Origin of the sequence: Corynebacterium sp. (assembly GCF_043426755.1) — a bacterium.
GTDB lineage: Bacteria > Actinomycetota > Actinomycetes > Mycobacteriales > Mycobacteriaceae > Corynebacterium.
In genome coordinates, this window is the sequence record NZ_JBHWRP010000029.1 from 1 (window position 1) to 19,902 (window position 19,902).

At 58.6% G+C, this 19,902-nt stretch carries 18 protein-coding genes and 1 pseudogene; 10 read left to right on the forward strand and 9 right to left on the reverse strand.

Features of this window, described 5'->3' with window-relative positions; translation table 11 throughout:
* The 4 genes and pseudogenes from ACHFGA_RS02750 to ACHFGA_RS02765 form a co-directional block, all read left to right on the forward strand.
* Positions 1–463 (forward strand): annotated as a pseudogene (locus tag ACHFGA_RS02750) (trigger factor); the annotation flags it as partial.
* A 197-nt stretch (positions 464–660) separates the two neighbouring features.
* On the forward strand, positions 661–1,260 hold the full coding sequence (locus ACHFGA_RS02755; protein WP_018582166.1) for an ATP-dependent Clp protease proteolytic subunit: 600 nt from the start codon (positions 661–663) through the stop codon (positions 1,258–1,260).
* A 23-nt stretch (positions 1,261–1,283) separates the two neighbouring features.
* On the forward strand, positions 1,284–1,904 hold the full coding sequence (locus tag ACHFGA_RS02760) for an ATP-dependent Clp protease proteolytic subunit (protein WP_394280911.1): 621 nt from the start codon (positions 1,284–1,286) through the stop codon (positions 1,902–1,904).
* Between the two features lie 185 nt (positions 1,905–2,089).
* Positions 2,090–3,523 carry an MFS transporter gene (locus ACHFGA_RS02765; RefSeq protein ID WP_394280912.1) on the forward strand — a complete coding sequence of 478 codons (1,434 nt, stop codon included), beginning with the start codon at positions 2,090–2,092 and terminating at the stop codon, positions 3,521–3,523.
* An 81-nt stretch (positions 3,524–3,604) separates the two neighbouring features.
* Here the strand turns inward: ACHFGA_RS02765 and pcaD are convergent, their stop codons facing one another.
* From pcaD to ACHFGA_RS02780, 3 genes are read right to left on the reverse strand one after another with little or no spacing between them, the layout of a single operon-like run.
* On the reverse strand, positions 3,605–4,369 hold the full coding sequence (gene pcaD / locus ACHFGA_RS02770) for a 3-oxoadipate enol-lactonase (RefSeq protein ID WP_394280932.1): 765 nt from the start codon (positions 4,367–4,369) through the stop codon (positions 3,605–3,607).
* Positions 4,370–4,384: 15 nt separating this feature from the next.
* Positions 4,385–5,614 carry an acetyl-CoA C-acetyltransferase gene (locus ACHFGA_RS02775; RefSeq protein ID WP_394280913.1) on the reverse strand — a complete coding sequence of 410 codons (1,230 nt, stop codon included), beginning with the start codon at positions 5,612–5,614 and terminating at the stop codon, positions 4,385–4,387.
* Positions 5,611–6,393, reverse strand: a complete 783-nt coding sequence (locus tag ACHFGA_RS02780; RefSeq protein WP_394280914.1) for an IclR family transcriptional regulator C-terminal domain-containing protein — start codon at positions 6,391–6,393, stop codon at positions 5,611–5,613. The genes ACHFGA_RS02775 and ACHFGA_RS02780 overlap by 4 nt, the downstream gene beginning before the upstream one ends.
* 136 nt (positions 6,394–6,529) lie before the next feature.
* Between ACHFGA_RS02780 and ACHFGA_RS02785 the strand changes: the two genes are divergently transcribed.
* The 3 genes from ACHFGA_RS02785 to catC are packed head-to-tail and all read left to right on the forward strand — an operon-like array spanning position 6,530 to position 8,254.
* Positions 6,530–7,273 carry a CoA transferase subunit A gene (locus ACHFGA_RS02785; protein ID WP_394280915.1) on the forward strand — a complete coding sequence of 248 codons (744 nt, stop codon included), beginning with the start codon at positions 6,530–6,532 and terminating at the stop codon, positions 7,271–7,273.
* Positions 7,273–7,920, forward strand: coding sequence for a 3-oxoacid CoA-transferase subunit B (locus ACHFGA_RS02790; RefSeq protein ID WP_394280916.1), 648 nt, complete (start codon positions 7,273–7,275; stop codon positions 7,918–7,920). The genes ACHFGA_RS02785 and ACHFGA_RS02790 overlap by 1 nt, the downstream gene beginning before the upstream one ends.
* 43 nt (positions 7,921–7,963) lie before the next feature.
* On the forward strand, positions 7,964–8,254 hold the full coding sequence (gene catC / locus ACHFGA_RS02795) for a muconolactone Delta-isomerase (RefSeq protein WP_394280917.1): 291 nt from the start codon (positions 7,964–7,966) through the stop codon (positions 8,252–8,254).
* A gap of 31 nt (positions 8,255–8,285) precedes the next feature.
* On the opposite strand, the gene ACHFGA_RS02800 is transcribed toward catC, so the two are convergent.
* The 5 genes from ACHFGA_RS02800 to benA all read right to left on the reverse strand — a co-directional run bounded on the left by ACHFGA_RS02800 (position 8,286) and on the right by benA (position 15,556).
* Positions 8,286–10,874 (reverse strand): LuxR C-terminal-related transcriptional regulator, encoded by a 2,589-nt coding sequence (locus tag ACHFGA_RS02800; protein ID WP_394280918.1) that lies wholly within the window; start codon positions 10,872–10,874, stop codon positions 8,286–8,288.
* 47 nt (positions 10,875–10,921) lie between these two features.
* Positions 10,922–11,761 carry a 1,6-dihydroxycyclohexa-2,4-diene-1-carboxylate dehydrogenase gene (locus tag ACHFGA_RS02805; protein WP_394280919.1) on the reverse strand — a complete coding sequence of 280 codons (840 nt, stop codon included), beginning with the start codon at positions 11,759–11,761 and terminating at the stop codon, positions 10,922–10,924.
* Positions 11,761–13,365 (reverse strand): benzoate 1,2-dioxygenase electron transfer component BenC, encoded by a 1,605-nt coding sequence (gene benC, locus ACHFGA_RS02810; protein WP_394280920.1) that lies wholly within the window; start codon positions 13,363–13,365, stop codon positions 11,761–11,763. Before benC ends, ACHFGA_RS02805 begins: the two co-directional genes overlap by 1 nt.
* Before the next feature lie 117 nt (positions 13,366–13,482).
* Complete coding sequence (gene benB / locus ACHFGA_RS02815) at positions 13,483–13,977, reverse strand: benzoate 1,2-dioxygenase small subunit (protein ID WP_394280921.1); 495 nt, start codon at positions 13,975–13,977, stop codon at positions 13,483–13,485.
* A gap of 61 nt (positions 13,978–14,038) precedes the next feature.
* The gene (benA, locus tag ACHFGA_RS02820) at positions 14,039–15,556 is read right to left on the reverse strand and encodes a benzoate 1,2-dioxygenase large subunit (RefSeq protein WP_394280922.1); all 1,518 of its coding nucleotides are present in this window, start codon (positions 15,554–15,556) and stop codon (positions 14,039–14,041) included.
* A gap of 581 nt (positions 15,557–16,137) precedes the next feature.
* Here benA and catA point away from each other — a divergent pair.
* The 3 genes from catA to ACHFGA_RS02835 all read left to right on the forward strand — a co-directional run bounded on the left by catA (position 16,138) and on the right by ACHFGA_RS02835 (position 18,523).
* Positions 16,138–17,001 (forward strand): catechol 1,2-dioxygenase, encoded by an 864-nt coding sequence (catA, locus tag ACHFGA_RS02825; protein ID WP_394280923.1) that lies wholly within the window; start codon positions 16,138–16,140, stop codon positions 16,999–17,001.
* Positions 17,002–17,138: 137 nt separating this feature from the next.
* Positions 17,139–18,260, forward strand: coding sequence for a muconate/chloromuconate family cycloisomerase (locus tag ACHFGA_RS02830; protein ID WP_394280924.1), 1,122 nt, complete (start codon positions 17,139–17,141; stop codon positions 18,258–18,260).
* Between the two features lie 26 nt (positions 18,261–18,286).
* A complete protein-coding gene (locus tag ACHFGA_RS02835; RefSeq protein WP_394280925.1) occupies positions 18,287–18,523 on the forward strand; it encodes a hypothetical protein in 237 nt (78 codons plus the stop codon).
* Here ACHFGA_RS02835 and ACHFGA_RS02840 read toward each other — a convergent pair.
* Positions 18,501–19,835, reverse strand: coding sequence for an MFS transporter (locus ACHFGA_RS02840; protein WP_394280926.1), 1,335 nt, complete (start codon positions 19,833–19,835; stop codon positions 18,501–18,503). The two genes, ACHFGA_RS02835 and ACHFGA_RS02840, sit on opposite strands and share 23 nt — an antisense overlap.
* Positions 19,836–19,902: the final 67 nt, after the last annotated feature.

A 19,902-nucleotide genomic window follows, 5' to 3' on the forward strand; every position in this document is an offset into this window, starting at 1 on the left:
GCTGGGCCAGATGGCGCACGACGAGAACGCCTTGGCACAGCTGCTAGAGGCACAGGGCACCACCCGCGAAGAGTTCGACAAGCAGTCCCGCGAGCAGGCTGAAGAGTCCGTGCGCACCCAGCTGTTCCTCGACGCTGTCGCAGAGGAAGAGGAGCCTGAGGTCTCCCAGCAGGAGCTGACCGACCACATCCTGTTCACCGCACAGTCCTACGGCATGGACCCGAACCAGTTCGTCGGCCAGCTGCAGCAGTCCGGCCAGATCGCTAACCTGTTCGCCGACGTGCGCCGCGGCAAGGCACTGGCAGCAGCGATCGCACGCACCTCCGTCAAGGACGACGAGGGCAACGAGATCGACCCAGACATCTACTTCGGTGACCTCGAGGAAGACGAGGACGCAGAGGCAGAGTCCGCTGAGTCCACCGAGGCTACTGAGTCCAACGAGAACGAGTCTGACGACAAGTAAAATCTCACTGTAGGGGCCCTTCACGGATGTGTGGAGGGCCCCTTTGGCGCTCGTCGACAAGCGCAAGCGAAGCTTTCGGCAGCGCGTTCGAAGCACCTCTACGCTGTAAGCGAACAGGTGCGGGGTTTCGACGATATCGCTAGTATAGTGGGGCTAACGCGATAACCATACTGAAATAAACAGGAGTTTCGACGATTATGAACGATAAGGTCACCATGACAGCGCCTGGCGCGGGCATGAATCTAGGCGATTCCGTCTACGACCGCTTGCTGCGCGAGCGCATTATTTTCTTGGGCCAGCAGGTTGACGACGAGATCGCCAACAAGATTTGCGCCCAGATCCTGCTGCTCACCGCAGAGGACCCCTCCCGCGACATCTCGCTGTACATTAACTCGCCAGGCGGCTCCGTTTCCGCGGGTATGGCGATTTATGACACGATGAAGTACTCGCCATGCGATATCCGCACCTACGGCATGGGCCTGGCAGCATCCATGGGCCAGTTCCTGCTGTCCGGCGGCACCAAGGGCAAACGCTACGCACTGCCACACGCTCGCATCATGATGCACCAGCCATCCGCTGGCGTCGGTGGCACCGCAGCCGATATCGCAATTCAGGCAGAACAGTTCGCGCAAACCAAGCGTGAGATGGCCGAGCTGATTGCTGAGCACACGGGCCAGACCTTCGAGCAGATTACGAAGGACTCGGACCGCGACCGCTGGTTCACGGCACAGGAAGCCAAGGAATACGGCATTGTCGACCATGTTATTGAGCACGCCGACCGCTCGATCAGCAACTAAGAACTAGAAGGAGACTTTCACTCATGACTTTCCAGATGCCACAGTCCCGCTATGTTCTGCCGAGCTTCGTCGAGCAGTCCAGCTATGGGACTAAAGAAACCAACCCTTACTCCAAGCTTTTCGAAGAGCGCATCATCTTCCTGGGCACCCAGGTCGACGACACCTCCGCCAACGACATCATGGCGCAGCTGCTCGTTCTGGAATCCCAGGACCCAGACCGCGACATCAAGATGTACATCAACTCCCCAGGTGGTTCCTTCACCTCGTTGATGGCGATTTACGACACCATGCAGTACGTGCGCCCCGACGTGCAGACCGTCTGCTTGGGCCAGGCCGCATCCGCGGCAGCAGTGCTGCTGGCCGCCGGCGCACCAGGCAAGCGTGCTGCTCTGCCGAACTCGCGCATCCTGATTCACCAGCCGGCCACCCAGGGCACCCAGGGCCAGGTCTCGGACCTTGAGATTCAGGCCGCTGAGATCGAGCGCATGCGTCGCCTCATGGAGGAGACCCTGGCACGCCACTCTGGCCGTACCGCTGAGCAGGTTCGTATTGATACCGACCGCGACAAGATCCTCACCGCTGAGGAAGCAGTCGATTACGGCATCATCGACCAGGTCTTCGATTACCGCAAGCTGAACGGCTAAGCGGAAAGCAGGTTTTCCAGCCCCCTTCGAATGGAAGGGGGCATTCTGCATTTATGGGAACGTGCGGTACACGGCCCGGGTACCCCTAGGATCTTCTTAGGCCTTTCCCTGATTTCGGCACAGCAGATTCACGATTGAATGTGATGAACCTCATCATCACCTCCCATTTTGTGAAGGAGACTACAATGTCAGCTGTGTTGAACCAAGCGAAAGGATCCCAGGACAGTACTTGGGCATCCGCGGCACACCGACGTACCGTCTATCTCATCCTCGTCATCGTCGGCTGTGCCATTCTCTTCGACGGCTATGACCTCGTTATCTACGGCGCTGTCCTCTCCACCTTGCTGGAGGATCCGTCCCATATCGGCCCCTTGTCTCCTGCTGTTGCGGGGTCGTTGGGTTCCTACGCCATGATCGGTGTTCTCATCGGCGCGTTGTCCTCGGGTGCGGTGGGCGACCGCCTCGGACGTCGAAAAGTATTTATCGTTGCGCTGATCTGGTTTTCGGTAGGCATGATCGTGACCGCGCTGGCCACGTCTGTGTTCATGTTCGGCTTGCTCCGCTTCATCACCGGCTTGGGTGTGGGCGTCATCGTGGCCATGGGTGGAGCTATCATTGCTGAATTTGCGCCGGCAAACCGCAAGAACTTTTTTAACGCCATCGTCTACTCGGGTGTTCCCGCCGGCGGCGTGATGGCCTCTGTTCTTGCTCTGCTGTTGGAAGACCAGATTGGCTGGCGTGGTCTGTTCATGATTGGTGGGGCACCGCTGGTGTTGGTTCTTCCACTGGCACTGGTTGCTCTTCCTGAATCGCCTCGTTGGCTGGTCTCCCGCGGTCAGCTCGACAAGGCCCGCCAGGTATGCGAAAAGTACGGTCTGCCCGTCGAACAGTTTGCTACCGCACCCGCCGCTCCTGCGCAGCCGGCCGCGGACACCATCGCTTCGCACACCAACCCTGATGTTGAGAAGACTGGTTTCGCTGGCATCTTCTCGCGTTCCTTCCTGCCGGGCACCATCCTGATCGGTTTCATGAGTTTCATCGGCCTGCTGGCAACCTACGGCCTGAATACGTGGCTGCCGAAGATCATGCAGTCCAATGGTGCATCGCAGCATGACTCGCTCTATTCCCTGCTCGCTCTCAATGGCGGCGCGGTGATTGGTGGCCTGTTCGCATCATGGGTTGCTGACAAGATCGGCGCAAAGACCGTGATCACAGTGACGTTCGCTCTGGCTGCTGTCATGCTTGCCCTGCTCCCACAGTTCGACTCTGTTGCCCCGATGTACATTCCAATCATGCTGGCGGGCCTCGGCGTGCTGGGCACTCAGGTGCTGACCTACGGCCTGACCGCAAATTACTTCTCCACTGCATCACGTGCAGCGGGCGTGGCGTGGTGTGCAGGCTTTGGGCGCCTAGGCGGAATCGTCGGACCACTTGCTGGTGGCCTCATCCTGAGCGCGAATCTGGGCCCAGCCTATGCTTTCTACATCTTCGCTGGTGCTACCGCCCTCGGTGCGATTCTTACCGCCATGATCCCACGCTCGCCGGCCGAGGCAGAGATCGTTGTTGCCACCGATCCTGTCGAGCAGACAAAGGATAAGAAGCCAGTCGGCGCAGCTTAATTCAGCACTGACGAAGGGCTTCCCCTCCAAGAATCTTTCACAGATCCTTGGAGGGGAAGCCCTTTTCATTGGCCCCGGAACTTAAATGAACGCTCGCAGCGCCTTGGTGAATTCCTCTGGCGATTCCAGCGTCGGTACGTGTGCGCCGGGAACAACAACGCTTGTCGACGAGCCCGCCACACCTTCGCCGATCTGTGCCACGGTTGCCGGTGGGGTAGACAGGTCATCGTCACCCGCGATGGTCAGAACCGGGCAGGTGATCTGGGGCAGGGAGTCCTTGAAATCCCACTGTGCTAAAGCGTCCGAGCATTGTGCGTAGCCTTCGCCCTGGGTGCTCAGGATCATCTCACGGGCTGCGCCGACTACATCTGAATTATTGTCCCCGAACTTTGAAGTAAACCAGAGTCCAACGACTCCATCGACCATGGGGGCAAGGCCTTCCGCGCGGGTAAGTTCGGCGCGCGGCACCCACTTGTCCGGTCCTCCAAAGTATGCCGCCGTGCAGCAGAACACAGCTTTGGTGACGCGCGGCGAAGTCGCTGCGAGATATTGTGCGATTGCACCGCCGAGCGACAGGCCGACAACGGTGAACTGGTCAACACCTACGGAATCGAGGGTGTTCAGGACGTCGTCGGCAAGCTCGGCCATCGTCGTTGCGCCTGGTTCAACATCGGCGACGTCGGAGCCGCCATGGCCGCGATGATTGATCGCGATGATGCGATGGGTATCAGCAAAAGCCTCGAACTGTGGGGCCCACATCTCGGTGGTCGAAGCGATGGAACCGAGAAACACGATGGCAGATGAGGCGTCTTTCTGCCCGTGTTCGGTGTAGGTCAGTGTGGTCATGGTGGTCACGAGCGCTTACTCCTTTTCGATAACGGCTGCCAAGCCCTGTCCGCCACCGATGCACATGGTGACCAGTGCGCGGTGAGCGTCGGTACGAGCGAGGTGGTGGGATGCGGTGACGAGCATGCGCGCGCCCGTGGCCCCTACTGGGTGGCCGAGAGAAATCCCTGAACCATGGGGGTTAAGGCGGGGATCGTCGGCAGAAATGTTCCACTCTTTGAGGCATGCGAGCGCCTGGGCGGCGAAGGCCTCATTGAGCTCGATGAGGTCAATATCCTCGAAGGTGAGGCCGAGGCGGTCGAAGAGCTTCGCGGTGGCGTTGACTGGGCCGATGCCCATCGTCTCTGGGGCGACGCCTGCGACTGCCCAGCCCTTCAGGGTCACCATCGGGGTGAGCCCAAGTTCTTCCGCCTTGCGACGAGTGGTGACGATCATCGCGGCCGCGCCATCGTTTTGGCCTGAAGCGTTACCAGCGGTGACCGTAGCCTCATCATCCTGGCGGCCCATGATGGGGCGTAGTCGGGCCAAAGATTCTGTGGTGGTCTCAGGACGGATGTGCTCGTCTTTGTCCACGATGATGGGGTCACCCTTGCGCTGGGGAACAGTGACTGGAACGATCTCCGCGTCGAAAAGCCCATCTTCTTGGGCCTGCGCTGCACGCTTGTGGGAGTGATACGCCATCTCATCCTGGCTGTCCCGGTCGATGGAGTAATCGCGTCGCAGGTTCTCGGCGGTTTCAATCATGCCGCCTGCGATCGGGTGGTTCTTTCCGCCGGCGGTCTCGCGGGCTTCGGCGAGGCGGTCGCGCAGCACCATATTGCCACCCTTTTTGCCCCAGCGGATATCCGCATCGACGGTGTACTCGGTACGCGACATGGATTCCGCGCCGCCGGCGATAATCAGATCCGCGGCCCCCGCAGAGATATGCGCGGCAGCGGTGGCCACTGCCTGCAGGCCGGAGCCGCAGCGACGATCAAGCTGCATGCCGGGCACTGAGAGTCCAAGCCCTGCGTCAAGCGCGACGATGCGACCCAACGCAGGTGCTGCTCCGTTGGGGGAGGCCTGGCCCAAAATCACGTCATCGATTTCGGAGGGGTCAAGCCCGGACTCGTCGAGGACTGCCTTGACTGCGGTGACGGCTAAGTCTTGGACCGGAACGTCGGCAAGTTTTCCGCCGTACCTGCCGACGGGGGTGCGTTTGGGGTGGCACAGGACGATGTCTGATGGGTCTGTTGGTGAATTCATGGGTAGAGCCTTTCTAGTTTCGCTTCTTGAACATCAGCGGAAATTTCCTCGCATGCCGTGGTGAGGGAGGGGATGAAATTCTCAACGAGAAACTCTGGGCTGTGCGCGGCTGCAGGCGTGGAGATATTGACCGAGGCGATGGTCGCGCCGGTGCTATCGCGTACCGGGGCTGCGACTGAACGCAACCCCAGCTCCAGTTCCTGATCAACCAGCGCATAGCCCTGCTTTTTCACGGCAACTAACTCGTCGACGAGTTGGTTTTTCGACACCTTGGTCACCGGCGTTAAGGGGGCGAGCTCGACGGAGTCCAAGTATTCGTCGATCTGTTCGGTCGATTGGTCGGCAAGCAGGACGCGGCCCATCGATGTGGCGTATGCGGGGAAGCGGGTGCCAATGGTGATGGACACCGCCATGATGCGTCGAACTGGTACGCGGCCGATATAGACCACATCGCGATCATCAAGAATTGACAGTGAACAGGATTCGTCTACGGCACGAGACAGCTTTTCAAGGTGGGGCTGAGCAATTTCCGGCAGCCCCAGCGATGAGAGGTAGGAGTAGCCGAGTTCAAGCGTTTTCGGAGTGAGCCAGAAAAGTGATCCGTCGGTGTCCGCGTATCCTTCGCCGACCAAAGTATGAAGGAATCTGCGCGCGGTTGCCCGCGCGAGTCCGGTGGCCTCAGCTACCTGAGCAAGCGTTTGTCGTGGCCGGTCGGCGCCGAAAGTGCGAATGACGGCGAGTCCCCGCGTTAACGATTGAATGTGCGGTGCTGTGGTCAAGGTTTCCTTACATCCTTTGCATTGAAGTGTGAGAGGGGTACGTGAAAGACGGACGGTCTCACAACTCACAATATACACCAAGTTGTTCGCTAGGTGAACCCTTGTGCATTCAGTGAACAAAGGGTAGGTTTGAGTCATGCTCGATAAAACAGTGAACTCAGCAGAAGAGGCGGTGGCAGACATCGCTGACGGCGCATCGATCGCGGTCGGCGGATTCGGCCTCGTCGGGATCCCAGCGCGCCTCATCGATGCCCTGCGCGCCAACGGCGCTGGATCTTTAACAATCATTTCCAACAACCTCGGTACCGACGGCTTCGGTCTTGGGCTCCTGCTCAAAGACAAGCGCATCGCGCGTTCCATCGGTTCCTATATCGGCTCCAACAAGGAATACGCACGCCAGTACCTCAGCGGCGAATTGACCGTGGAATTCACACCACAGGGAACGCTCGCTGAGCGGCTCCGTGCCGGCGGCGCAGGAATCCCCGCGTTCTACACCAAGGCTGGCGTAGGTACGCAGCTTGCCGACGGCGGGATCCCCACCCGTTACAACGCAGACGGCACCATTGCCGAATACTCCACACCAAAAGAGACTCGCGAATTCAACGGTGAGGTCTACGTGATGGAGGAAGGTATTCGCGCGGACTTCGCCTTCGTCCACGTTGCAAAGGCCGACCGCTATGGCAACCTCGTGTTTTCCAAGACGGCGCAGAACTTCAACCCGGATGCGGCGATGAGCGGAAAGATCACCATCGTGCAGGCAGAGGAGCTTGTCGACGAGTTGCCGCCCCATGAGATTGACCTGCCTGGAATCTATGTTGATCGCGTGGTTGAGGTCGGCAAACAAGAAACTGGAATTGAGAATCGGACGGTGAGCAAATAATGAGCTGGACTCGTGATCAAATGGCCGCGCGTGTTGCGCAAGAGTTAGAAAATGGCCAGTACGTCAACCTCGGCATCGGAATGCCAACCCTGATCCCCGGGTTTCTTCCCGATGGCCTCGAAGTGGTGCTGCACTCCGAAAACGGCATCCTCGGTGTCGGTCCGTACCCCGCCGACGATGCAGTTGATCCCGAACTCATCAACGCAGGTAAGGAAACCATCACGGCGGCACCTGGTGCCTCCTTCTTCTCTTCCTCCCAATCCTTCGGCATGATTCGGTCGCGCGCGATCGACGTGGCCGTCCTCGGCGCCATGGAAGTATCCCAGTTCGGAGACCTAGCGAACTGGATGATCCCTGGCAAGATGGTCAAGGGAATGGGTGGCGCCATGGACTTGGTCCACGGTGCGAAGAAAATCATTTTGATGATGGATCACGTGACCAAGAAGGGCGACAGCAAGGTACTGACAGAGTGCAAGCTGCCCCTCACGGGAGCAAAGTGCGTGGACCTGATCGTGACCAACTACGCCGTGTTCAGCGTCGACGCTAAAGCCGGACTCACACTCGTCGAAGTGGCGGAAGGCGAGACCGTCGATTCGGTACGCGAGGTAACGGAAGCTCCATTCGCGATCGCCGAAGGCGTTGCATAAACCCACCGCTCATCACGGCACACCGAACAAGGAAAGATTTTCAATGCTGTTTCTTGCACGCATGGACGTGAATTTTCCCGACAATTTAACCTCTGAGGAGGTTGCAGACTACCAAGCCCGAGAGAAGGAATACTCGGGCAACCTCCAGGCAGCCGGAACCATGAAGGGAATCTGGCGGGTAGTAGGGGAGTACGCAAACTACTCCATCTACGACGTGGAGAACAACGACGAACTGCACAAAGTGTTCCAAGGATTCCCCATGTTTAAGTACATGAAGATCAAGGTCACCCCGCTGGCGGTTCACCCCAACTGGACCGACGCCTGCGCATACTAAGCGCACGTCGCGACCACGCCACCTAGATCACCTAGAGATCTAGGTGGCGTAATTCGTTCCCCAGCTCCGCGCGGTTACGAACCCCGAGCTTTCGGTACACCCGAGTCAGGTGGTACTCAACAGTTTTTGGTGACAAGAAGAGAGCAGCGGCCACATCATTGTTAGAGTTACCCTCCGCTACCAGGGTGGCGATTTCCTTTTCTTGTGGGGTCAGGCCGTGCTCAGAAGGCACACGAGATCCCAGTCCACCAGCGCGGCGCTCACGCCCGCAGCGAGCAACCATATTATCTGCGCCCATCGCCTGGAAGTACTCGCTAGCTCGGGCGAGGAGATCGTCGGCAAGCTTCCTCTTGCCCAACCGGCGCAAGGCCTGCCCATAATCGAAGAGAACGCGCGAGGAATATAAAGGAAGAGACAGCGTTTCGATCATGTCCAAGGACTCGTCGAAGAGTTGTAAGCCCTTCTTTTGCTGCCCGCGGGCCAGCGCGAGGCGTGCTTGAGACATCCTCAGTTTCGCGCGGGCAGACACTACCGACGAAGGCTCTAACCGGACCTGGGACTCTGCGATCGTCTGTTCGGCCTCATCCAATTGGCCCCTGCTAATCAGGTGTGACAGCCAAATGTCACGCCACGGCCAAAACCCCGGCTGTGACGTATCCACCGTGGTGTTCAGCTGCGTCAAAAATGTGCCCGCTCGCTGCATCGCCGCCGCATCGCCCTGGGAATAGGCGATATAAAGCCGCGCCATCGCCGAAGGAATCTGCTGGATGGGGAAGGCGTCGTTGCTCAAGGTGAGCTGCTGGCTGTACAGGGAGGCCATGTTCCAATCGCCGCGCAGCCCCGCGACCACGCTGGCGCTCCAGAGCAGCAGTGGCTCAAGAAAACTAATGCCGTAGCGTTCGCAACGCGCCAAGCCTTTCTCCACGGCCTTTTCCGCATTCACCAGATCGCCCATGAGCAGGTTCGACCGCGCACGCCACGCGTCCATCCACGCGGCGATGCGTTCGGATCCTTTGCCATGAGCATCCATGGACAAGTGCTGGCGCGCGGCGAAGGGATTGTCGTGGACGAGGTAGATCCAGCCTGCAGCCATATGGCGACGCTGCGCCATCGTCTCCGTTTCCCACGGCAGTGGAGTGAGATCCGGGATCTCACCGGTACAAGCCGCCTCGCCGATCAAAGAAATATAGTGCGCCTCCGATTGGAGGGGTGATTCGGGCAACGCCCAGTGAGATGTCGTGCGAGCCCAATTGACCACCTCAGCGGGCTGCCATTCACACAAACTCAATAACACCTGGCGGCTCGCGGCGCGGGTGCGCAACTTTGGGTCAACACTTGAGGACTGATCAAGTTCAGACCACGAACGATTAATCAGCATGGACGCGTCTGTGCGGTGCCCCTGGTGAAGGGAGAGATATCCGCGGATGGAATCAACGTGGGCGCTGGGGTTCAGGCTGGTCAGTTGTTGCACATGCTGGTTGGCCTGAGGGATGTCCGAATCAGAAATCAAAGACTCGATGGCGTTCAGGTTTGCTTGATCCTGCAACGCCTCGCTGTGCGCCACGAGTGACGCGCGATGAAACACGGCATAGGCTTGGCGCCAATCACCGGATCGAGCCAGCTCAGTACCGTGAGTGATCATGCTCCGGGCGAGTTCATCATTATTTTCGTCGATACTTTGCGCGCGGTGGAGCAGGGCTTCGGTGTGCTTACCGTACTGGTCAAACCATTCGCTTGCCTTGGCATGTAAGTGCCGAATGATCGCTGGGGGTGCCTCGGAACGCGCCACCGCCAAGTCGGTGGAGTGAACAAAGACGATGACGCGGCCGCGGCCCTGAGGTACTGACTGCAAAATACCGCGCTTAATAGCGGCCGAGATCCCTGCGCCATTTCCGAGCAAGGCAACCAATGCCTCATAATTGGACGTAACAGTGGCTGCCTGGGCCGCCGCAATGAGCTGCTCCTCGCCTTTAGTCCGGCCTTCGAAAGCTGTGCGCCAACGGCGAGGAACAGGAACATAGGGGTGATTACTGCGCCAATGATCCTCCGACGCAGCATCCAGCAGGTCGCGCACAAGACTAGGATCGCCGTTTGTCACCTGCAAAAAGCGAGCACAAATATCCGGGTTCAGATGGACTGCCCGGTAGGTTACGGCCATCGTCGCGATATCGCTGATCCGCAGTGGCGGGAGGTTGATGCGAAAATCGGCGACGGTATGAAAATCTTCGTTAATATCCGCTAGATCCGTCGCGCCCAGCACAACCCCCGTCGTCTGGGACAGACTTTGGCTCCACTCGACGAGGGCGTGCAGCGAGACGGCATCGGCCCACTGTGCCTTGTCGACGATCAGCGCTACGCGGGAATGTGGCTGGTCGAGTTCGCTCAGCTCGTCGACATCTGCCTTTTCGCGAAACGTACGCAGCAGCCAGCCGGCATCGTCCGCACGCCAGGGAAGAGCAGAGACGCGGAATACCTTCCACCCCTCCAATTCCCGAATGACACTGTCCACCGCAGAGTGCGCATCTGCCCCCGATAGGGAGATGACGGAGCTTGCTCCAGGCGCGAGCGAGGACACGTGCCTGAAGATCTTCCGGGACTCATACCGTGCGGAAAAAGCCATTTTCAAATCCTATAACAGTGGAAATACAGAATTTGTGGTTTTGACCATCAGCCTTGATCACCACCTCCTACCGGCAAGACAGAGCCCGTGATGTAGCTTGCCTCCCGCGAGGCGAGGAAGGCGATAGGGGCCGCCTGCTCTTCGAGGGTCCCGTAGCGCTTGAACTCGGATGACTCAATGGTCTGGTCAACGATCTGTTGGTACCATTCCTTCTCCGTGTTGTCTTCGGGACTTGGGCCGCGCTTAACGACGCGCGCCGGGGCCTCAGTGCCGCCGGGAGCGGTGGCGACGACACGCACGTTTTTGGACGCTGCCTCCTTTGCCAAAGCGGCAGTAATCGCGTTGACACCGCCCTTTGCCGCTGCATAAGGCACCCGGTTCACTCCACGCGTTGCCACGGAGGACACGTTGACGATGGTTCCGCCACCCGCACCGATGAGTGCAGGCAATTCAGCGCGGACAGACCACAAAGTGGTAAACAGCGAGCGTTGAATCTCCTTCTCAATCTCATCAGGCGAGTAGTGCTCAAATGGCTTTGCCCAGATTGTTCCGCCGACATTGTTGATGGCCACGTCGATACGCCCAAACATGTCGACGGCCTGCTTCACCATCGCCGCTGCACCATCAAATTGCTCTAAGTCGGTGGCGCACCACCCGATCTCGGCTCCTGTTCGTTCCGTCAGCGTGTCGGCAACGTCCTTGACTAGCTCGGAGCGGTCGACGAGGAAGAGCTGTGCCCCTTCGTGTGCAATTCGGTTGGCTACTGCGAGGCCGATTCCCTGGACTGCCCCTGTGATGAGCACGACCTGGCCGTCAAAACGACCCGGGCTAAACACTAGGGGAGCGCCCTCTACACCGTCTCCGGTAGGCATTTCACCGAAAGCCATTAGTGCTCACCATCCTCGATTGCGCGGTGAACAGTATCGATCGCGCTGCGGTGGTGGCGCTCCACAACCGCGCGACACGCAGCGAAATCCTTCGCTTCGAGGGCATCGACAAGTTCGAAGTGATCCTGCACAACGCCGCCGATGACTACGCCAGTGTCCGAAAGTTCGGTGTGCATGACTTCGACCACGTCGAGGACGTTGTAGGCCTGCTTCATCGCGTCATTGCCGGACCTGTCGAACAGGTAATTGTGGTACTCAGCGTTAGCTTCGGTGTATCCGGCTGCGTCGACAAACTTGTCGCCTTCGATGAAGCCTTCACATGCCTTAGCCAGTCTGCGCATTTCTGCGTAGTCTTCTTCGTCGAGAAGCTCGATCATGAGAGTAATAACGCCGAGCTCAAGAGCCATTAGTGCGTTGAACTGGGCTTCAGAGTTCGTCTTGGCGCTCAGGACGTGGCCTGTCTCCACGTTGCCCTGGGAAGTGATCGTCTTCGACAATCCGCCTTCGACGGTGGCAACGGTTTCCGCATCGCCATCCGCTGTGGAGAGGTGTTCCGCGCCGGTTTCTGGCTCCGTGGACTCGGACGAATCACCGACATTCGGGGTGAACTTCTCGTAATAGAAGTTCGCTGGAGGGTTTTCCAGATCGCGGAAATAAGTACGCACCGCCTCCACCATCGGAGGTGGACCGCAGAGGTAGACATCCACGTCGCCGTCGTGAAGCAGCTCGTCGGCCAAATGGTCGGTGACATAGCCTGTTCGCTCATGCTCCTCGCCATCACCGGAGACCACTGAGAACCAGTCAAAGTCATGCAGCTTCTCTTTGAAACCATTGAGCCGTTCGACTTCGACGATGTCGTGGTTGAATGTCGCACCATAAATCAAGCGCACCGGCTGGGACATGTCGGGATCTTCCGCCAGCTTCTCCAGGATGGCAAGAATTGGAGCCAAGCCCGTGCCTCCTGCCAGCAGAAGGATGGGAGCTAGCGGTTCGCGTAGGAAGAACGACCCCATGGGACCAGTGAGGTTGAGGCGATCGCCTACCTTGGCTTCCTCGGTGAGGTAGTGCGACATCTTGCCGCCCGGGGTGTTTTTCACCAAGAACGTAACGATGTCGTCACTAGGTCCGGAGGAAAAGGAGTAGGAACGGTGGAAATCCGCGTTCGGGGGAGCGATATTGAGGTACTGGCCAGGCAGGTAGTGAAGCTGGTCGCGCTCCTCAATTTTCACAGCGAACTTGATGGTTGATTCCGAAAGCCGCTCCAGCTCCTCGATGTGGCCGATCATCGTTGCAGCGCCGGTCTTAGCGGCTGCGGACGTGGTCGCGATCTGGACGACCATATCGTCGATCGGGTACGTCTGGCAGCAAAGAATATATCCTTCGTCCGCCTCGTCCTCCGTCATCGCGTCATCGATGTATTCGCCTTCTTCGTATTCTCCTGATTCGCAAAAGGCTTTGCATGTACCGCACGCGCCGTCGCGGCAATCGAATGGAATGTTGATGCGAGCCTTGTATGCTGCGTCGGTGATGGTTTGGTCTTCTTCGATTTCGATGAATCGGGTGACTCCATCTTCGAAAGTCAGGGCTACTTGTGGTTGAGCCATGGGAGTTCCTTCCCTGGAAAATTAGGTGCAGTGCCTTTCTTCCAGCGCCAATATTTATGGCGCTGAAAGAAAGGCACAATGGTTCTTCTTTAAGTACTGCTCAATTAGGAGATTGTTTTAGAGCATGTACACATCGACGACGTGGTGGATGTAGTCGTTCTTCAGGACGATCTTCTTCTTCAGGATTTGTGGCGAATCGCCAGAGAAATCGATGGTGACCCAGGTCGTCCCGAAGTAGTGGTCCGTGGTGTTGTACCGGAAGTAGTAGGAGATCCAGTTGTAGCGAACATCCACCTGCTTGTCGCGGCGCTCCAGAATCTCAAGGTTGGTGAGGTTGTGGCCGGTGCGAGGTTCCGGGATGGAGGTGGCGGCTGAACGCTCGGTACGGATACGGAAGATGCGGTCTTCCATACCTGCGCGGTTCGGGTAGTAGATCAGCGAGATTTCCGATTGAGGATCAGTGGTCAACTCGTCGTCAACATCCCAGGAGGGCATCCAGTATTCGGCATCTGGGTGGTAGCACTCGAGCCACTTCTCGAACTCGCGGTCGTCGAGAAGCCGGTTTTCGTAGTAGAGGAAGTCAAGAATATCGTCGCGGGTGATGTCAGACATGATGGGGAATCCTTCTTAAGAGAATGCGGAATGATGGGAAGCGTGTGGAGGTGTCAGCTGATTACTTGCGCTTCCTGCGGACGCGACGCCCGGAGGAAGAAACCTCGCCTCCGGAGCTCTTCGACGCAGAGGCTGCCTTAGCTTCCGCACGCTGCTTCGCATGCTGTGTGGTTGCTGCGGCAGCATGGTCGTCGTTGCGGACATTCTTCGAAGTACGCTCTTGGTGATCCTGATCTTCCTGGTTCACCGCTTCCTCAAGAACTTCCTCCCAGTACGCGTGCTGGATCGGGTAGAGGCCTTCGTCTTCGGTGCGCGCACCCGAGCTGAGAACGCTGTTCATTCCCAGGTCCTTAGCCAGGTCATTAGCGCCTTCGATTTGATGTCCCAAACCGCGAGTCATGTCGTTCCACGGGAAGGAGGAAGCGCGGTAGGTCTTCTGGCACGAACGGAATTCTTCCAGGTCATCCGGGGTAGCCATGCCGGTGGCATTGAAGAAGTCTTCGTATTGGCGGATGCGGTTGGCGCGGTTTTCAGCGGATTCGCCCTTAGGTGCGATGCAGAAAATCGTGACCTCGGTCTTGTCCACGGATACGGGCTCGAGGCGACGAATCTGCGTGGAGAACTGGTCCATGATGTAGACGTTCGGGTACAGGCAGAGGTTACGGGAAGCGCCCACCATGAAGTTGCCGCGCTCTTCGCCGTGCAGCTCCTTTAGTTCTTCCAGGCGGTCGAAGACGGGACGATCTTCTGGATTGGCCCACTCGGACCAGAGCATGAGGTGGCCGTACGGGTAGGAGAAGTATCCGCCGCCCTGCTCGCCCCACTTACCTGCGTCCATGGCCTTGGTCTCGTTGGTTGATTCACCGGTGCTGCGGCGCGAGGTGGTGGCGGCATAGTTCCAGTGTACGGAGGACACGTGGTAGCCATCGGCACCGTTTTCTGCTTGCAGCTTCCAGTTGCCGTCGTAGGTGTAGGTCGAGGCGCCCTTGAGTACTTCAAGGCCTTCTGGCGACTGGTCGATCAGCATGTCGAGGATGACGCGGGTATCGCCAAGGAATTCCTCGAGGTCAACCACATCGGCGTTCAGGGAGCCGAAGAGGAAGCCGCGGTAGGACTCAAACTTTGGCACGCGGCGCAGATCGTGCGATCCCTCGGTGTTGAAGTTGCTGGGGTAGGCACCGTTGGCCTCGTCCTTTGCCTTGAGGAACGTACCGTCATTGGAGAAAGTCCAGCCGTGGAAAGGGCAGGTCAATGTGGTGCGGTTATCTACTTTTCGACGACACAGCATCGCGCCACGGTGGGAGCAGGAATTGATCAAGCAGTTCAGCTTGCCGTCCCGGGAGCGGGTGATCACCACTGGTTGGCGACCAATATTCGTCGTGAAGTAGTCGCCCACATTGGGGATCTGGGATTCGTGGGCAAGGAAAATCCAGTTACCTTCGAAGATGTACTTCATTTCGAGTTCGAAGATCTCTTCGTCGGTGAAAATCTCACGGTTCAGGCGGACGATGCCCTCTTCGGGGCTGTTCTCCAAAGCGCGAGCGAGGATTTCACGAGTCTTGTCAGTAGGGGCGGTCATGGCAATCTCCTTCTGCCGGTTAGCACTGATAATCGCGGTAGCGATGGGTACTGGTGCGTTCAGCTACGAACCGAAATCTGCTGTGCGCTGAGCACCTAGGAGCAGCTTTCGGACGTGCCTTAAAGCATCATCACAATTCTTACCTTTTAGAGACTTGGGTCACACCGGGGGAATTCCCGGGCTTGTCTAGGGGGTCGGTTGGGGAGGGTGAAACGCGAGGAAGAAGCCCTTTTATTCGGTGGGTCTCCAGGCGGCGAATTGTCACCCCACCCCCTGGGTTGGGGGAAGTGCCTAGTGCTGACTAGGGGTATTTTCCGTCCATTTCGCACGAGCACCCTTTGACGTGGGCTTTTCTTCCGCGGTTGGCTGAACAAGGTCTTTGTGACCTGATTACCCCCTAGATCACCATGGTGATCTGTTGCACACTTGTACTTGCCAGTCCGGTTAAGTAACAAACCCAACAGTGAGCGTTGGGATTGGAAGCATCACGGCCTACAGGTCCTACCAAGCCACCCAGGCAGGTGATGCATTCCGGGAGCGGGCTTTCCCATCTTGTAAGAATTTTCACTAAGGAGACAACAATGTCTGACCAGGTTGCACAGCAAGAGGACCCAACTGCCAAGGGTTCTGGTACCGCGGCTACTGAAAAGTTCCTTCACGAATCGGTGAAGTCGGACACCTCGAAGGAACGTGCTCGTGAGATCTACACCGATCTTCTCGCAGCTATCGCAGAGGTTGCAAACAAGCACCAGGTGACTTACGACGAGTACCGCGTGTTGAAGCACTGGATGATCCAGGTTGGCGAATACGGCGAGTGGCCACTGTGGCTGGACGTGTTCGTCGAGCACGAGATCGAGAAGATCAACTATAACCGCAACAACTACACTGGCACCAAGGGCTCCATCGAAGGCCCATACTACGTCGAAGATGCGCCTGAGCTGCCATGGGACGCTGAAATGCCTATGCGCGACAAGGACCGCGAGGCAACCCCTCTGATCTTCAAGGGCCAGGTCACCGATGTTGACGGCAACGGCCTTGGCGGTGCCACCGTGGAGCTGTGGCATGCAGACGAGGATGGCTACTACTCCCAGTTTGCACCAGGTATCCCTGAGTGGAACCTGCGCGGCACCATCCGCACCAACGAAAACGGCGAGTACAACATCAAGACGCTGCAGCCTGCGCCGTACCAGATTCCGCACGACGGCCCGACTGGCTGGTACATCGCATCCTACGGTGGCCACCCATGGCGCCCAGCTCACCTGCACCTGCGCGTGAAGCACCCTGGTTACCGTGAGATCACCACTCAGCTCTACTTCGATGGTGGCGAGTGGACCGAAAACGATGTGGCTACCGCCGTCAAGCCTGAGCTCATCCTGTACCCAGAGCAGGACGGCGAAGGCCGCAACGTTGTCGAATACGGCTTCCGTCTGGACAAGGAAGACTAGATCTTGATCGCGGTGACCACATCACCGCTCTACGACAGCTTTTTTGAGGCACACTAAGGTCCCGGCGCAGTTCATCGAGGCACCGGGACCTTTTCCTGTTCTTTTACTATCCCCCCACGTTTTAGGAGTTCCCCCCAATGTCTGATCTGACAATCGCACAAGTGAATACCACGCTTTTAGACGTTCCCCTTATCCGACCGCACGGGTTTGCAACCTACACCGCAACCGCTCAGCCAATCCTTTTGGTGGAAGTTTTCCTCGAAGGAGGTATCAGCGGCTATGGCGAAGGAGTTGTCCCTGGCGGGCCTTGGTGGGGCGGCGAATCCGCCGAAACCATGAAGGTGATCATTGACGGCCACCTAGCCCCGATCATGATCGGCCGAGAGGTTAACGAACTCGCAGGAATCCTCTCCGATTTCGAAGGCTCTGTGGCCAATATGCGTTTCGCGAAGGCCGCTGTCGACGTCGCTATGCACGACGCATGGGCACGCGCACTCGGCGTTCAGGTCCGGGACTTGTTGGGCGGGCGGTACCGCGATGAGCTCGACGTGACCTGGGCTCTCGGTGTTTTGCCTCTTGAGGAAGCCGTCGCTGAGATTGAGGAGCGCATCGCGCAGTACGGGCACACGTCCTTCAAACTCAAGATGGGTTCAGGCGATCCCGAGGTAGATACGTCCCGCATTGAGCAGCTCGCGGAAGCGCTGGACGGCAAGGTGAGTTTGCGTATCGACGTCAACGCCCGCTGGGATCGCCTGACAGCGCTAAAGTATCTGCCGCGCCTTGCCAAGGCGGGGGTGGAACTCTTTGAACAGCCCACACCAGCGCATGACCTAGCAACGCTAAGAGAAATCACCACCCGCATCGGCGTGCCAGTGATGGCTGATGAATCGGTGTGCTCCCCAGCTGACGCGCTTGCGGTTGCACGGACCCAAGCAGCGGACGTGATCGCGCTAAAGACAACGAAACTGGGAGGGCTGCAGGAATCGAAGAAGGTTGCCGCTATCGCAGAGGCAGCAGGGCTTGCCTGCCACGGGGCAACATCCCTGGAGGGGCCTTTCGGGACCGCGGCTTCTCTGCATTTCGCGTGCGCAACCCCGGCGGTGACCTACGGTTCGGAACTCTTCGGGCCCATGCTGGTGCGCGAAAGCTACACCACCGAGGACCTTGTCTACGAAAACGGTGTCGTTCATCTGCCTGAGGGGCCAGGCCTTGGACTGGATCCTGACTGGGACAAGGTCAAGGCCTTCGCCCGCGATTAAACGGCGGCGCTAGATACACTGGGTCCATGTCCAATCCCTATTTGGTGATCATCCGCGCGATCACACCCGATGACATGGACCCAGAGGTACGCGCGGATCTGCTGCAGAGTACCCGCGATATGCTGCCCGCCGGCTTCTACCAAGTGGTGGGGCAGCGCTCTGTGGCGGGCATCCTCGAGACGGAGGACATCGACGCGTGGGTTGCGCAGCTGCCGCTAGCACCGTGGGCCGATGTGGAGGTTACTGCGCTGAGGCAGCGGTAACTGGCAGTTTTTCGCTTTCCGACGACACCACCGCGGTTGCTGGGGAACGCAGACCAAAGAGCGCTACTGCCGTGAACACGAACACCGCGGCCACCGTGATGTACAAAGCTTCCGGGGACCAGCCAGCTTCTGCCAGGTAGCCAATCAACAGCGGGCCACACACTGCGCCGACGCGACCGGCAGCCAGGGCGGCACCAACGCCGGTCCCACGCAGGTGCGAAGGGTAAGCCGCCGGGGTGACCGTGTACATGCCGGTGACACAGCCGTTGAGCAGCATGCCCACCAGAACACCAAGCGCGAAAGCAAGCGTGGGGATGCCGGTGGAGTAGATGAAGGCGATGAGGGTGCCGGCGCCCAAAATAGAGAAGGAAATCAGCACGGTGCGCGCCGAGATCTTGGTGGTCAGTACACCGAAGATGAGGGACCCGATCGTGCCACCGAAGGACAGCATGATGCCGCCGAGGATGCCCTGCTGGACAGTCATCCCGGTTTCGGTCAGCAGCTTCGGGGTCCAGGAGTTCGCGAAGTTAAAGCCGAAATTCACCAGGGAGAACGCGATCCACAGGCGAATCGTGACCCCAAGGAAATCGCCGGAGACAAGCTCACGGAGAGGGGCTTTCTCAGTGCGGACAATGGGGTTGAGCTCCACGTCGGTGCCATGCCCGATGCGGGCAGAAACGCTGCGGACGGCGTCGAGGTCGCGACGGTTGGACAGGTAATCGGTGGACTCCGGAAGGATGAAGAGAACGCCGAGCAGACCGATCGTCGTCAGAATTGCTCCGGTGAAGAAGATCCACTCCCAGCCGATCGTCGGAATGAACTGGGCCGCCAGCGTGCCGCACAAGGTAGCGCCGAGGCCGTAGCCAGAGGCATAGATTGCCATGGCCAGACCACGGAACTTGCGGTTCGAGAACTCGCTGGTCACCACCGTGATGGTGGCCAGGATGCCGCCGACGCCGATGCCGGTGACAATCCGCCAAGTCAACAGGCCACCGAAGGTGGTGGCGAAGCCCGTCATTACCAAGCCCACCAGGTTGATCAGGATGGAGGTGATGATCATCTTGCGGCGACCGAACTTATCGGCCAGGGGACCCAGCAGCAGAGCGCCGACGCCCATGCCCAGCAGCGCGGAGGAGAGCAACCAACCCAGGGCGGCCGGCCCAATGCTGAACTGTTCGGTGATGACGGTCGATGAGTACGCGATGGCGACTAAGTCATAACCGTCGAGAGCGTTGAGGTAGGTAACCAGGGCGATGATCAGCCACTGGTAGGCGGTCATGCGGGATGAATCAATGCGGGTACGAATGTCCATGCGGGGCATCCTTGTGGTGTCGTAGGGGAACTACTCCCGACGATGGCGGCGGGGTAGCTTCCGCTCG